Annotated in this window: 11 protein-coding genes and 2 tRNA genes; 11 read left to right on the forward strand and 2 right to left on the reverse strand. The window is 74.9% G+C overall.

The annotated features are described in order from the left end of the window. The first annotated feature begins 237 nt into the window (after positions 1-237). The 7 genes from AB8735_RS15085 (at position 238) to AB8735_RS15115 (ending at position 6,781) form a co-directional block, all read left to right on the forward strand. On the forward strand, positions 238-1,269 hold the full coding sequence (locus AB8735_RS15085; RefSeq protein WP_372407835.1) for a phosphatase PAP2 family protein: 1,032 nt from the start codon (positions 238-240) through the stop codon (positions 1,267-1,269). Beyond that, on the forward strand, positions 1,184-2,347 hold the full coding sequence (locus AB8735_RS15090) for a hypothetical protein (protein ID WP_372407837.1): 1,164 nt from the start codon (positions 1,184-1,186) through the stop codon (positions 2,345-2,347). The genes AB8735_RS15085 and AB8735_RS15090 overlap by 86 nt, the downstream gene beginning before the upstream one ends. After that, positions 2,338-3,924 (forward strand): hypothetical protein, encoded by a 1,587-nt coding sequence (locus tag AB8735_RS15095; protein ID WP_372407838.1) that lies wholly within the window; start codon positions 2,338-2,340, stop codon positions 3,922-3,924. Before AB8735_RS15090 ends, AB8735_RS15095 begins: the two co-directional genes overlap by 10 nt. Then, a complete protein-coding gene (locus AB8735_RS15100; protein ID WP_372407840.1) occupies positions 3,921-5,300 on the forward strand; it encodes an AAA domain-containing protein in 1,380 nt (459 codons plus the stop codon). Before AB8735_RS15095 ends, AB8735_RS15100 begins: the two co-directional genes overlap by 4 nt. 280 nt (positions 5,301-5,580) lie before the next feature. Then, on the forward strand, positions 5,581-5,967 hold the full coding sequence (locus AB8735_RS15105) for a hypothetical protein (protein ID WP_372411851.1): 387 nt from the start codon (positions 5,581-5,583) through the stop codon (positions 5,965-5,967). A 149-nt stretch (positions 5,968-6,116) separates the two neighbouring features. Beyond that, positions 6,117-6,689 (forward strand): bifunctional DNA primase/polymerase, encoded by a 573-nt coding sequence (locus AB8735_RS15110; RefSeq protein WP_372407843.1) that lies wholly within the window; start codon positions 6,117-6,119, stop codon positions 6,687-6,689. An 18-nt stretch (positions 6,690-6,707) separates the two neighbouring features. Beyond that, positions 6,708-6,781, forward strand: a tRNA-Lys gene (locus AB8735_RS15115). Between the two features lie 54 nt (positions 6,782-6,835). Here the strand turns inward: AB8735_RS15115 and AB8735_RS15120 are convergent. Further along, positions 6,836-8,074, reverse strand: a complete 1,239-nt coding sequence (locus AB8735_RS15120; RefSeq protein ID WP_372407846.1) for a M6 family metalloprotease domain-containing protein — start codon at positions 8,072-8,074, stop codon at positions 6,836-6,838. Positions 8,075-8,496: 422 nt separating this feature from the next. Between AB8735_RS15120 and AB8735_RS15125 the strand changes: the two genes are divergently transcribed. Further along, complete coding sequence (locus tag AB8735_RS15125) at positions 8,497-10,260, forward strand: putative bifunctional diguanylate cyclase/phosphodiesterase (protein ID WP_372407848.1); 1,764 nt, start codon at positions 8,497-8,499, stop codon at positions 10,258-10,260. Positions 10,261-10,340: 80 nt separating this feature from the next. Here the strand turns inward: AB8735_RS15125 and AB8735_RS15130 are convergent, their stop codons facing one another. Beyond that, a complete protein-coding gene (locus tag AB8735_RS15130; protein ID WP_372407850.1) occupies positions 10,341-11,420 on the reverse strand; it encodes an LLM class flavin-dependent oxidoreductase in 1,080 nt (359 codons plus the stop codon). 301 nt (positions 11,421-11,721) lie between these two features. On the opposite strand from AB8735_RS15130, the gene AB8735_RS15135 reads away from it, so the two are divergent. From AB8735_RS15135 to AB8735_RS15145, 3 genes are all read left to right on the forward strand, one after another. Continuing rightward, a complete protein-coding gene (locus tag AB8735_RS15135; protein WP_344030233.1) occupies positions 11,722-12,483 on the forward strand; it encodes an IclR family transcriptional regulator C-terminal domain-containing protein in 762 nt (253 codons plus the stop codon). Between the two features lie 112 nt (positions 12,484-12,595). Then, positions 12,596-12,669, forward strand: a tRNA-Lys gene (locus AB8735_RS15140). Positions 12,670-12,765: 96 nt separating this feature from the next. After that, on the forward strand, positions 12,766-13,155 hold the full coding sequence (locus AB8735_RS15145; RefSeq protein WP_372407852.1) for a hypothetical protein: 390 nt from the start codon (positions 12,766-12,768) through the stop codon (positions 13,153-13,155). The last annotated feature ends 7 nt before the right edge of the window (positions 13,156-13,162 follow it).

Raw genomic sequence — 13,162 nt, forward strand, 5'->3', positions numbered from 1 at the left:
TGACTTCTGCCACAAATGCGGAGCGATGACTGGATCCATCATCACTCACTCGCGCCACAAGCATCCCGGCCCTCCCGGGCAACCCAGGCCCTCGGACAGGCGTCTTTGTGCCCATGCCCCTCGCACGCGAGGCGAACCGGGAGCGACCCGGACGTTTCCGTGAAGCCACGGGGCGGTGTGCGCCGCATGTGGCGTACACCGTACGGTTGCATGCGCGCTTGTTGGCCGCCTGAACACATGGAGAGCGTCCGGATGTACCGCACCGCACCACTCGGTAAGCGGCCGCGCTGGTGGACCGAACTGCCGCTGATCGCCGTCGTCTACGCGGTGTACTCGGCGGGTCGTCTGCTCGTGCGGGGGGACGTGTCAACGGCGGTCGATCACGGTCTGTCCATACTCGACCTCGAAAAGCGATTTCGAATAAATTTCGAGCACCCGCTCAACCGGCTGTTCACGGACCACGCCATCCTCGGCGTCCCCGCCGACTTCGCGTACGCGTCCCTGCACTACGTCCTCACCCCGGCCGTCCTGATCTGGATCTTCCGGCGCCGCTCCGAGCACTACCGCAAGGTCCGGACCTGGCTGATGATCTCGACCCTCATCGGCCTCATCGGCTTCACCCTGCTGCCCACCTGTCCGCCCCGGCTGCTGGACGACGTGTACGGCTTCACCGACACGATGCGGCAGTACTCCTCGTACGGCTGGTGGGGCGGCGACGCGAGCGCCCCGCGCGGGCTCGGCGGGCTCACCAACCAGTACGCGGCCATGCCCAGCCTGCACGTCGGCTGGGCCCTGTGGTGCGGCGCCGTCCTCTGGCGGTACGGCCGCAGCGCCTGGACCAAGGTCGCCGGCGTCGCGTACCCGCTCGCGATCACCCTGGTGGTGATGGGCACCGCCAACCACTACTTCCTGGACGCCGTCGCCGGCACCGCCGTCATGGGCGCCGGCCTGCTGCTCACCAAGCCCGCGCTGCGGCTCGCCGGGCGGATCCGCGCCCGGTTCGCCCGGACCGCCGAGGACCGGGCCGCCACAGGCCGGCCCGCCACGGACCGGATCCCCGACGGCGCGGCAGCGGGAGAAACCCCCGGGGCCCCCGCGAATGTCGGTGGCGGATGCGAGACTTCGGCACGTACTGCGCTGTCGCGCACGGCAGCGTCGGAGACACAGCCCGAGGCGGACGCCCGTGACCTCTTCGCTCCGGAAAACCCGGCCGACATCCCCCGGCAGACCGCCCGGGGCACCGACGGCGCTGCGGCAGCGGCTCGCTGAGCTGCGCGGCCCCGGCGTCGCGCCGCGGCCGCTCGACGCCCGCGCCCTGGCGGCCCTGGCCGCCAACCCCGGCTGCCGCCGCCGGGCCCTGCTGGACGGCGCCGGGGTCGACAAGGGCGCGCTGGCCGAGGCGCTCGGCGCCCCCGCCGCCTTCGGCCGGTCCCAGTTCGCCTTCGCCCGCGGCAACGCCTTCGAGGCCCGGGTCAAGGCCGACGGCGGCGCGGAGCTGGTCCGGCTGCTCCACCGGGAGCTGGGCGAGGGGCCGCCGCCCGAGCCGGGCTCCGTCGACGCCCCCGACCTGACCGCCACCGGCCCCGAGGGCCGTACGGCACGCACCGCGCTGGCCCTGCGCGAGGCCTCCGCCGCCGGCCGCTGGGCGGTGCTCGACCACCCCATGCTGGCGCTGACCGTCGCCGGCGCCCCCGCCCACCTGGAGCCGGACGCGGTCGTCGTCCACCCCGACGGCAGCTGGACCGTGGTGGAGATCAAGTCCTTCGCCCTGATCGACGGCGCGGCGGACGCCGCCAAGACCGGGGCCGCCGCCCGGCAGGCCGCCGTCTATCTGCTCGCCCTGGAGGCCCTGGCCGGGCGGCTGCCCGACCCCCCGCCCGGCGGCCGGGTGCGCCACCGGGCCCTGCTCGTCTGTCCCGAGAACTTCTCCAACCTCCCCGCCGCCGCCCTCCTCGACCTGCGCAAGCAGCGCGCCACCACCCGCCGCCAGCTGGACCGGCTCACCCGGATCGAGGAGATCGCCGCCACCCTCCCGGCCGGGGCCTGCTTCGACCCGGCGCGGCCGGCGGACGGGCTGGCCGCCGCCGTCGAGGCGGTCGGCGCCGCCTACGCGCCGGAGTGCCTGGCCTCCTGCGAGCTGGCCTTCCACTGCCGGGCCCGGGCCCGCGAGGCCGGTGACGTGCGGCATCTGGGCCGCGCCGTCCGCTCCGGGCTGGGCGGGCTGTCCACGGTGGACGGGGCACTGGCCGCGAGCCGGGGCACCGCGGAGACCGACGACCCCGCCGTCACCGCCCTGCGCCGTGCCGCCGCCCTGCGCGCCGAGGCCCTGGTGGCGCCATGTCGCTGATCGACACCCTCGCCCGGCTGGAGGCCGTCCGCACCGGCCGCGCCCAGCCCGTCGCCACCGTCCGCCACCGCCATCTGTCCGCCCGGCCCCTGGTCCTCGTCCCGCTGACCACCGCCGGCGAGACCGGCGCCCCGCTCGGCGCCCTCGTCGGCACCGACCGGGCGGCGCCCCGGCTGCTGACGGTGGCCCAGCCGCGCGACCGCGCCCTGCGGTTCGCGTTCCTGGCGGAGCTCGCCGAGGTCGTCCTCCCGTACATCGAGGAGTACGCCGACGACACCGTCCCCGAGGAGCGCAAGGAGACCGACCCCGAGACCGGCCGGCGCACGACCGTCGAGGCCGAGCTGTGCGCCGACGCCCCTCAGCTGCTGGTGCCGAGCCCGGCCGGCGTCGAGTACGTCCGGCTGCTCGGCCGGTCCATGCGCTTCCGGCGCACCGCCGAGCAGGACCCGGAGGCCGCCTGGCCCGCCCCGCCGCGCGTCCCGCTGCTCGGCCGCTGGCTCACGCACTACGGGGAGCGCGCCCGCGTCCCCGGCGCGGCCCTGCTGCTGTCCATGACGGAGCTGCTCGGCCGGCACTGGGCCACCGGCCAGAGCCGGCTGGAGGACCAGCACCTGGGCGCCCTCCTCTCCTGGATCGACCCGCCGGCCGGGACGGACGGGGCCGCCGCGGCCCTGGCCGCCGAGCTGACGCGCGACGCCGAGGGCCTGCTCGTCCACCCGCCCGCCGGCCCCGCCACGGACCCCGCCTTCGACAACAGGCGGCTGGCCCCGGCCGTCGCCCGCTACGACGCCGCGCGGGCCGCCGTCCTCGCTGCGGCCGGTTTCCAGGAGGGCAGCCGCGGCCACGACGCCCTCCGCCGCGCCGACGCGGAGCTCCGCTCGCTCCTGGCGTCCCAGCTGCGCCCCACCTGGGACGCGATGTGGCGGGGCGTCGACCTGCTGCGGGAGCTCCCGGAGGCGGCCGGGGCCGCCGAGCGCTGGAAGCGCGACCGCTGGTCGTACACCGGCCACCGCGACCGGGTGCGCGCCGGCGAGCCCCCGCAGCCCCGGCGGGACGACGCGGTCGCCGCCGCCCGCAAGCTGGCGGCGCGCGAGACGGCGCAGGCCCGGCTGGACGCGCGGGAGGCGCTGGACGACCCGCTGGTGATGGCCGGACGGCGGCTGTCCGGCGAGGCGTTCGCCGGCGAGGTCGCCGACGTGGTCATGGAGTTCTCGGAGGCGAAGGTCCCCCGGCCGCGGCCGCTGGTCACGGTCCGGACGGAGGACGTGCCGCTGCTGGAGGAGGGCGCGCGGGTGCACCGGGCGCTGGCGGACGGCCGGACGCAGTCGGCCGAGTTCGTGGCCCCCGGTCCGGACGGTCCGGTCCTCCGGCTGGTGACGGGCATGGGCCGCGGCAAGGTCCCCGACCCGGGGTCGGTGCCCGGGCCCGGCGACCGCGTCTGCTGGACCCTGTTCGACCACACGCCCCGGGGCGGCCCCGAGCTGCCCGACCCCGAGCGGACGCCGTGGACCCACGGCGGTCCGCCGGGCTCCCCGGCCGACGAGCCCGACCCGGTGACCCCGGAGGACCTGCTGTGAAAGCCGTGCACCACGAGGCGGCGGTGCCCGCGCCGCGTTCCGACGCCTTCGACCCGTCCGCCGCGGCCGCCGCCGCGACGGAGGCCATCCTGCGCGACACCCTCGGCGGGGAGCACCGGGGCGTCGTCGTCGACTCGCCGCCCGGCGCCGGCAAGTCGACGCTGGTCGTGCGCGCCGCCCGGGAGCTGGCCCGGGCCGGCCGGCCGCTGATGGTCGTCGCCCAGACCAACGCCCAGGTGGACGACCTGGTGCTGCGGCTGGCCGCGGCCGACGGCGAGCTGCCCGTCGGCCGGCTGCACAGCAGCGACCCGCAGCCGTACGACCCGGCGCTGGACGCCCTGGACCAGGTGGTGACCTCGACGAAGGCCGACGGGCTGGCCGGGCTGCCCGTCGTCGTCTCCACCGCCGCCAAGTGGGCGCACACCAGGGTGGACGCGCCGTGGGGGCACGCGATCGTCGACGAGGCGTACCAGATGCGGTCGGACGCGCTGCTGGCCGTGGCGGGGCTCTTCGAGCGGGCGCTGTTCGTGGGCGACCCCGGGCAGCTGGACCCCTTCAGCGTCGTGGGCGCCGACGGGGCGGCGCAGTGGGCGGGCCTGTCGTACGACCCGTCGGCCAGCGCCGTCAGCACGCTCCTCGCCCACAACCCCGGGCTCCCGCAGCACCGGCTGCCCGTCTCCTGGCGGCTCCCGGCCTCCGCGGCGCGGCTGGTCTCCGACGCGTTCTACCCCTATACGCGCTTCCGCAGCGGCACCGGCCCCGGCGACCGGCTGCTGGCCTTCGGCGTCCGTCCGGACGGCTCGGCGGTGGACCGGGTGCTGGACGAGGCGGCCGCGTCCGGATGGGGCCTGCTGGAGCTGCCCGAGCGCCTCACGCCGCGGACGGATCCGGAGGCGGTGGCGGCGGTGGCGCTGGTCGTGCGCCGGATGCTCGACCGGGGCGGGGCCGTCACCAGCTTCCCGGAGGAGCCGGTGCCGCTGACCGCCGGCCGGATCGCCGTCGGCACCGCCCACCGCGACCAGGCCGCGGCCGTCCGCGCGGCGCTCGCCGGGCAGGGCGTCTCCGGGGTCACGGTGGACACGGCGAACCGGCTGCAGGGCCGGGAGTTCGACGTCACGGTGGTGCTCCACCCGCTGTCCGGCCGCCCGGACGCGACCGCCTTCCACCTGGAGACGGGCCGCCTCTGCGTCCTGGCCTCCCGGCACCGGCACGCGTGCGTGGTGGTGTGCCGGGCGGGGGTGGACCGCCTGCTGGACGAGCATCCGTCGACGGAGCCGGTGCGGTTGGGGGTGGCGGTGCGGTTTCCGGACGGGTGGGAGGCGAATCATGCGGTGCTGGCGCATTTGGCGGAGCATCGGGTGCGTTGGCGCTCGTGAGGGGGTTTGCCCCCGACCCTCCCCCAGAGGAGGCACCCCCATTTCGCCGTTTCCCGCAGGGGCTGCGCCCCTGCGTCACCCCGCCGCGCTCCGCGCGGTGGCGGGGCTTCGCCCCCGCACCCCACCGGGGGCTCCGCCCCCTGGCCCCCCCGAAGCGCCCTCCGGGCTCCCCCGGAGAGGCACCCCCGTCCTCAAACGCCGGACGGGCTGAACAGCCCCCGGCCCCCTTGCGCCCGGCGCGACAATGGAGGGCGGTGCAGACGATCCTGGAGGTATGTACATGTGCGAGTGCGAGCCGAAACAGGCTCCCGGCCCCGGCGGCAGCGACGGTGGTGCCCCCGCCCCGCGCCGTCTGAAGCCCGCGCCGCTGCTCTTCGAGCCGCCGGAGTCCGTCGCGGAGGCCGAGCACTTCTTCGACCTCGAATCGATCGAGGACCCGCGCGAACTGCTGGCCCGCTCGACCGAGCTGGCGCTCGCCTTCCGCGCCGCGGCCGACCGCGCGGTCGAGTTCCAGGCCGTGGCCGCGGCCCAGCTCGCCGACCCCCGGCGGTTCGACCGGCTGCCCACGGCCGCCATCGCCGAGCAGGCCGAGTGGAGCGAGGACTACACCAGGAAGATGGTGGAATTCGGCCGGGAGCTGCTGCGCGGCAGCAGAGCGGGGAGCTGACGGCCCCGTCGCCCCGGTCCCGTACGGCCCATGACTCGACTCATGGGCCGTTGGCATATGCGGGCTCAACCTAGCGCACCCCTCCCCGCCCTGTCCCGAATTCCCGCAACTGCCGCCACCCGCCGCCACGTTGGTGCGGATCATGGGACATGGACACCAGGCCGTACGCCCCGCGCCCCACCCGCGCCCCGCACCCCGCCGTCCGGGTCTCCCCCGCAGGCTCCGACTGGCTCGCCTCCGCGAGCCCGTTCCCCCGCAGCGTGCTGGCCCTATGGACGGACAACCCCCGCGCCCCGCTGGTCCTCCCGTGCGGCACGGCCTTCGACGTGATCGGCGTCCCCTCGCTGTTCGGCCGCCGGATGCTCGACCGGCTGTGGTCGCAGGGCCCCGGCTCCGGGCCGGTGGCCGCGCAGCACGGCCGGCTGCTGCTGTTCGCCGCCCCGGGCACGGCCCAGCGGCTGCCCGCGCTGCTGGGCTGGGAGGAGTGGGGCGACGCGGTCCCACCGCTGCTGTGCCTGGGGACGGGCGACGCCGTGACCGTCCCGGCGCCCCTGCCGCCCGACGGGACCGAGCCGGTCCTGCCGTCCTCCCGCTGGGTGGTCGCCCCCGACGTGCGCCGTCCCTGGCTGCCGGGGCCCGACATCCTGCTCTGGTCCTGCGTCCGTACCGCCCGTTCCGGTCTCAAACATGCGGATTTTCTTTCCACCGGATCAGGGTGCTAGAGTCTTCTCTGTCAGCAGGCGCCGCTAGCTCAGTTGGTTAGAGCAGCTGACTCTTAATCAGCGGGTCCGGGGTTCGAGTCCCTGGCGGCGCACAGACAGAGAAGGTCCTCTCACTTCGGTGGGAGGACCTTCTTGTTTCCCCTCCTTCACTCCTTGCTCATCCGCACCGTCCACGCCCCGCCCGGCGCCCGCCCCTGGACCGTCACCCGCACCCCGTCCGGCTCCACGGTCAGGGACTCGCCCACGCCCAGCGGGGCGTCCGCGAGCGGCGGGTAGACGGCCTCGCCCGGGCACGCCTGGGTGCCGGGATGCCCGTCCAGCACCTGTACGGGCCCGCCGCCGGACGGCGTCTCGCTGTTCACCCGGTAGACGAGCACCCCTTCCGCGCAGGTGGCGGCGTCGTTGCCGGACGCGACGCGCACCTCGGCGACGATCGCGCTGGCCCGCCCGGTGCGGGCCACCAGCAGCCGGGCCCGCTGTTCCTGCCCCGCCCGCATCGGCGCCTCCAGCGGCAGCAGGGCGTGCAGGCCGCTGCCCCGGGAGGTGACGCAGTCCACCTGCCGGGCGTCGAGCCAGCCCAGCTTCCACTTGTGCCAGCCGAAGGGGTCGGAGGCGAGCCCGAACTGGCTGCCCATGAGGTCCCAGTCGCCGACGTGGGTGTCCCAGTCGCCCTTGCCCTCGGAGGGCCGGTGGTAAAGGTCGGGCAGGTCCAGCACATGGCCGGTCTCGTGGGCGAGGACGTTGCGGTCCGGCGGGTGGTGCTCGAAGACGGTGACGACGCGGCGCAGCTCGGCTCCGTCCACCTCCAGCGGCCGGTCGAGGTTGACGACCTTGGTCGCGTCGGAGTCCACCCCGGGGGCGTCGGGGTCGGCGACGAGGTAGACGAGGCCGTAGCGGCCGAAGTCCACGCCGCCATGCGCCGCGGCGATGGCGTCGCGCAGATAGGAGGTGCGCAGTTCGCCGTCCCAGTCGCGCTGTATCCGGTAGGCGGTGGAGGGCCGGGGCATCCGGAACCAGCGGTTCACCGGATGGGCGCGGACGGTGAACCGCCCGTAGGAAGCCCGCTCGAAGAACCGCGCGGTGCCGGGGAAGTGGTCGGCCGCCAACTGGGCGGGGGTGGTGACCGGCCGGGAGTCCGGGAAGGAGAGGAAGACCATGACCGCGTCCAGCCGGCCGAGGGCGCGCGGGTAGGAGGAGTTCCAGCTGTCGATCCCCTCGGAGTGGTGGGCCTCGCTGCGCGGGAGCGCGCAGGGCCCGCCGGGGCCGGCCGCCTGGGCGGGGCCCGCCACCAGCGTCGCGGCGATGGCGCACAGCGAGGTCAGCACCGCGCCCAGGCGGCGCAGACGCGGCCGTTCCACCCCTGTGGGTGTCTGCGGACGCACCACGTCGACCTCCCGGGACGGAATCGGGACACCGCATTCAGCCTCGGGTGGTTTATATGCTTATGCCCTGTTCCGATCCTCCGGTCGAGTGACGGGGCCGACTTCTGGGTACATCACCCTCAGTCACGGACGGTCAATCGAGATGCCATCACGGAGCACGCCCATACGGCCCGGGCCACCGGCGGCCACGGGCGTGCAGAAACGGTCGAGCAGCGGCCGGATCCGAGGTCACGGCCCCGGGCCGGGTCCGGCCGCCGGAGCGGCCCCCGCACGAGCCCTGCCGGCGCCATCATGCGCGGTACGGGATGCCCCGACAGGCGGCCAAATGCCGTCATTTCGAGCACGCCTACGGAACTGCAGCGGTACTGCACCGGAACGGAACGCCGCACGGACAGTGCGGAACGATTGCCACGCGGGAGCGAGCGGTGAGCGGAACCCTCGACGGCCAGGGCGGCGCGCCGGGTGCGACGGTGCCCGTCGTCACAGAACGCAACGTCACGCAACGTAACGTCAACGCAGACGATTTCCGTGCTGCCTTCCGGGCCGCGCACCTCGGCATGGCCGTCGTCGGCCCCGACGGTCTGGTGCGCGTCGCCAACGACGCCCTCGGCGCCCTGCTGGGCACCGACCCGGCCCGGCTCCAGGACTGTCCCGCGGCCGAGTTCACCGGGCTGCGCGAGGACTCCCGGACCTGGAACGCCTACCGGGACGTGCTGCTCGGCCGCCGGGCGCGCCTCAACTGCACGCGCCGGCTGCGCCGTCCGGACGGGCGCTCGATCTGGGCCGAGGTGACCATGACCCCGCTGCCCGGCGGCCGCGACGCCCTGCTGTCGGTGGCGGACATCAGCGAACGGCGCGACCTACGGGCCAGATTGCGGCATCTGCGGATGCACGACCCCGTGACCCGGCTGCCCAACCGCAGCCTGTTCTTCGAACGGCTGGCGGCGGCGCTCGCCGCCGCGGACGGCCGCGGCCGGATCGGGCTGTGCTATCTGGACCTCGACGGCTTCAAGGCCGTCAACGACACCCTCGGCCACCGGGCCGGGGACCGGCTGCTGTGCGCGGTGGCGCGCCGGCTGCGGGAGTGCGCGGCCGCGGGCGGCCATCTGGTGGCCCGGCTCGGCGGCGACGAATTCGCCCTGCTCGTCGAGGAGTCGGCCGGCACCGAGCAGCTCGTCGCGCTCGCGGCCGCCGTCCAGGCCGCGGTCCAGCGGCCGTTCGAGGTGGACGGCCAGCGGCTGTCCGTCTCGGCCAGCATCGGCGTCGTCGAACGCCCGGCGGCCGGTACGCACGCGACCGAGCTGATGCAAGCCGCGGACACCACGCTGTACTGGGCCAAGGCGGACGGGAAGGCGCGCTGGGCGCTCTTCGACCCGGAGCGCAACGCGCACCGGATGACCCGGCAGGCGCTCTCCAGCACCCTGCGCCCGGCCGTCGAGCGCGGCGAGTTCGTCCTGCAGTACCAGCCGCTGGTGGGGCTGGTCGACGGGGTCGTGCGCGGGGTCGAGGCGCTGGTCCGCTGGCGCCACCCGCAGTTCGGGACGCTGGCGCCGAATCGGTTCATCGGGCTGGCCGAGGAGACGGGCGCGATCGTGCCGCTGGGCCGCTGGGTCCTGGAGACGGCCTGCCGCCAGGCGCGCCGCTGGCAGCTGGACCGGCCGGACGAACCGCTCGTGGTGAGCGTGAACGTCGCGGTCCGCCAGGTCTGGGACTCCGACCTGGTCGCGGACGTGGCCGCGATCCTCGACGGGACGGGGCTGCCGGCGCGGCTCCTGCAACTGGAGCTCACGGAGTCGGCGGTGATGGGATCGGCGGGGCGTCCCCTCCAACAACTGCGCCGGCTCAACGACATGGGCGTCGCGATCGCCATCGACGACTTCGGGACCGGCTATTCGAACCTGGCCTACCTGAGCAGACTCCCCGTCTCCACGCTGAAGTTGGACGGATCCTTCGTCCACGGCTTCCGTACGGACGTCCACCCGAACCCGGCCGACGAGACGATCGTCGAGGCACTGGTGCAACTCGCCCACCGGCTGGGGCTGACGGTCACGGCGGAGTGCGTGGAGAGCGCGGAACAGGCGGAACGGCTGGGGCGGATCGGGTGCGACACGGGGCAGGGGTGGTTCTACTCGCGACCGGTGGGGGCGGAGCGGATCTCCGCACTGCTGGGAGTGGGGGCGGGGGTGTAAGGGGCGCGTCCCGGAGCTCTGCCCACCGCGCCGCGCACGGTGGGCAGGGAGCGCCCCTCCTACATCCCGTACGCGTCCGCCTACATCCCGTACGCGTCCGCGATCAGCTCGAAGCTCCGCACCTTCGCCTCCGCCCCGTGCGCATTCGCCGTGATCATCAGCTCGTCCACCCCCGTCCGCGCGACCAGCGCGTCCAGCCCCGCCCGGACCTCGTCCGCCGTCCCGTGCACCACGTTCCCCAGCCAGTCCTGCACGAACTCCCGCTCGTATGCGCTCCATTCGTACGCCTCCGCCTCCTCCGGCGTCGGGACCAGCCCCGGGCGGCCGGCGCGCAGGCGGAGCATGGACAGGGCGCCGGTCATCACCTGGCGCCGCGCCTGCGCCGCGTCGTCCGCCGCCAGCGCCTGGACGCCGATCTTCGCGTAGGGGCGGTCGAGCACCGCGGAGGGCCGGAAGGAGGAGCGGTAGAGCTCCAGGGCCGGCAGGGTGTTCACCGCCGAGAAGTGGTGGGCGAAGGAGAACGGCAGGCCGAGGGCCCCGGCCAACTGGGCGCTGAAGCCGGACGAGCCGAGCAGCCAGACCGCCGGCCGGTCGGCGCGCTGCACGCCGCCCGGCACCCGCCCCTGGACCGGGCCGGGGACGGCGTGGATCCGGGCGTAGGGATGGCCGTCGGGGAAGTCGTCGTCCAGGAAGCGGGTCAGCTCGGCGAGTTGCCGCGGGAAGTCGTCCGCCCCCTCCCCCGGCCGGTCGGTGCGGCGCAGCGCGGCCGCGGTCGCGCCGTCGGTGCCGGGCGCGCGCCCGAGGCCGAGGTCGATGCGCCCGGGGGCCAGCGCCTCCAGCGTGCCGAACTGCTCGGCGATCACCAGTGGCGCGTGGTTGGGCAGCATCACCCCGCCCGAGCCGAGCCGGATGCGGTCGGTGTGCGCGGCGAGGTGGGCGAGGATCACGGCCGGCGAGGAACTGGCGACGCCGGGCATGGAGTGGTGCTCGGCGACCCAGAAGCGGCGGTAGCCGCGCCGGTCGGCGAGGCGGGCCAGTTCGACGGTGGTGGCCAGCGCCTGCCCGGCGGTCCGGCCGCTGCCGACGGTGGCCAGGTCCAGCACGGACAGCGGCACCGGGGCCTGTCCATGGGTCGTCGTTCCGTACTGCGCTTCGGCCACGGTGGCCCGCCTCCCTGCTCGCCTGTCGCACACGCTTGTCCCGACGTCTGTCGCAACACCCGTCGCAGCGCCTGTCGACGGAGGCAAACCGGAGACACTCTCCGCTTTATTCCCGCACACCTCCCGCCGGGCCCCCGGACGCCCGGGACGCCACCCCATGCGGTCGGCATATGCCCCTGACCAGCGCCACAGAACAGAGCCACCCACTCCGCGCCGATTCTCGCCAACAGCCTCTCCGGAGGGCCCCCTTCGCCCCTATCGTGAGAAGCGGAACACCCGCGCAACCAGCCAAGGGGAGACCGTGGCGCTCAAGCCCGAGCCGATCACACCGTTCCACTCGGTACAGCAGGCCCTGCGCGTCCTGGAGGCGGTCACCAGGCACGTCGGCGGAGTCAGCGAGGCCCAGCTCGCCCGCGAGACCGCCCTGCCCGCCGGCCGACTGGCACCGCTGCTGTCGATGCTCCACCGCGAGCACTACGTGACCCGCGTGGGCGACGGCGCGTACGCCGCGGGTCCCGGGCTCGACCTGCTGATCTCCGGTGCCGGGCGCGAGACCGCGCTGACGCACCGGCTCCAGGACTCGCTCTCCCGGCTGCGCGACACCATCGGCGCCGCGGTCTATCTGAGCAGCTATGTCGACGGCGAGGTCCGGATCACCCAGTACGCGGACGGGCCGTGCACGCCCCGGGTCCACGAATGGGTCGACTTCCGCACCGCCGCGCACGCCAGCGCGGTCGGCAAGTGCCTGCTCACCCAGCTCGCCCACGACGACCGGCGCGACCACCTCTCGCGCCACCGGACCGCCCGCTTCACCTCGAAGACGATCACCGACGAGCGGACACTGCTGACCCGGCTCGCCGCCCAGCCCGTCACCGTGCCCGTCCTCGACCTCCAGGAGTACGCGGTGGGCACGGTCTGCGCCGCCGTCCCGATCACCGCCGGGAAACGCGTGGGCTCGCTCGCCCTCTCCCTCCCGCTCGCCCATGCCCACCGGCTGCGCCGGGCGGCGGAGGAGCTGAACCGGCACGCGGCCCCGATGCTGCTCTCGCTGGCCCTCCACTGAGAGAGGGCGGAGGAAGGGCGGGAAAGGCCCGGAATTCCGGGGCCGGAGGGGCCTCCGGGGCGGGTGGTGCGGAGCACCCCTCAGGACCGGGTAGTATTTACTCCGTCAGCAGGCGCCGCTAGCTCAGTTGGTTAGAGCAGCTGACTCTTAATCAGCGGGTCCGGGGTTCGAGTCCCTGGCGGCGCACAGACAAGAAGAAGGCCCCTCACCTCGGTGAGGGGCCTTCTTCGTCACACGGATCAAGCGCAGATCAAGCACGGATCGCACAGGGAGGAGCAGCCGGTGTCCCAGCGCCGCCGCACAACGGCAGTCTGCCTGCTGCTGCTCCTCATGGCCGTCTTCGCCCCGGGCCTCGCGGCCACCGTGACCTCCTCGTCCGTCTCCCCCGCCCCCGCGGCGAAGCCCCTGGGGGACCACCGCCCGGTCAGCACGTACGCCGTGCCGCATGCCGACGCCCGCGACAGCGGCGGCGGCAGCTGCCGGCCGCTCGACGTCCCCCTCAAGGGCGCCGACGCGGTCGTCGTGCACGGCGGCCACATCGACCCGCTCACCGCGGCCGGCACCGCCCGCTCACCGCTGCCCCGGGCGCCCCACCAGCGACTCGGCGTCCCCCGGGCCCCGCCCGCGACCGTCGCAGGCGCCGCCGAGCTCCTCCCCGTCCTGCGGATCTAGACCCGCC

The sequence above is a fragment of the Streptomyces luteireticuli genome (assembly GCF_041519305.1).
Lineage (GTDB): Bacteria > Actinomycetota > Actinomycetes > Streptomycetales > Streptomycetaceae > Streptomyces > Streptomyces luteireticuli.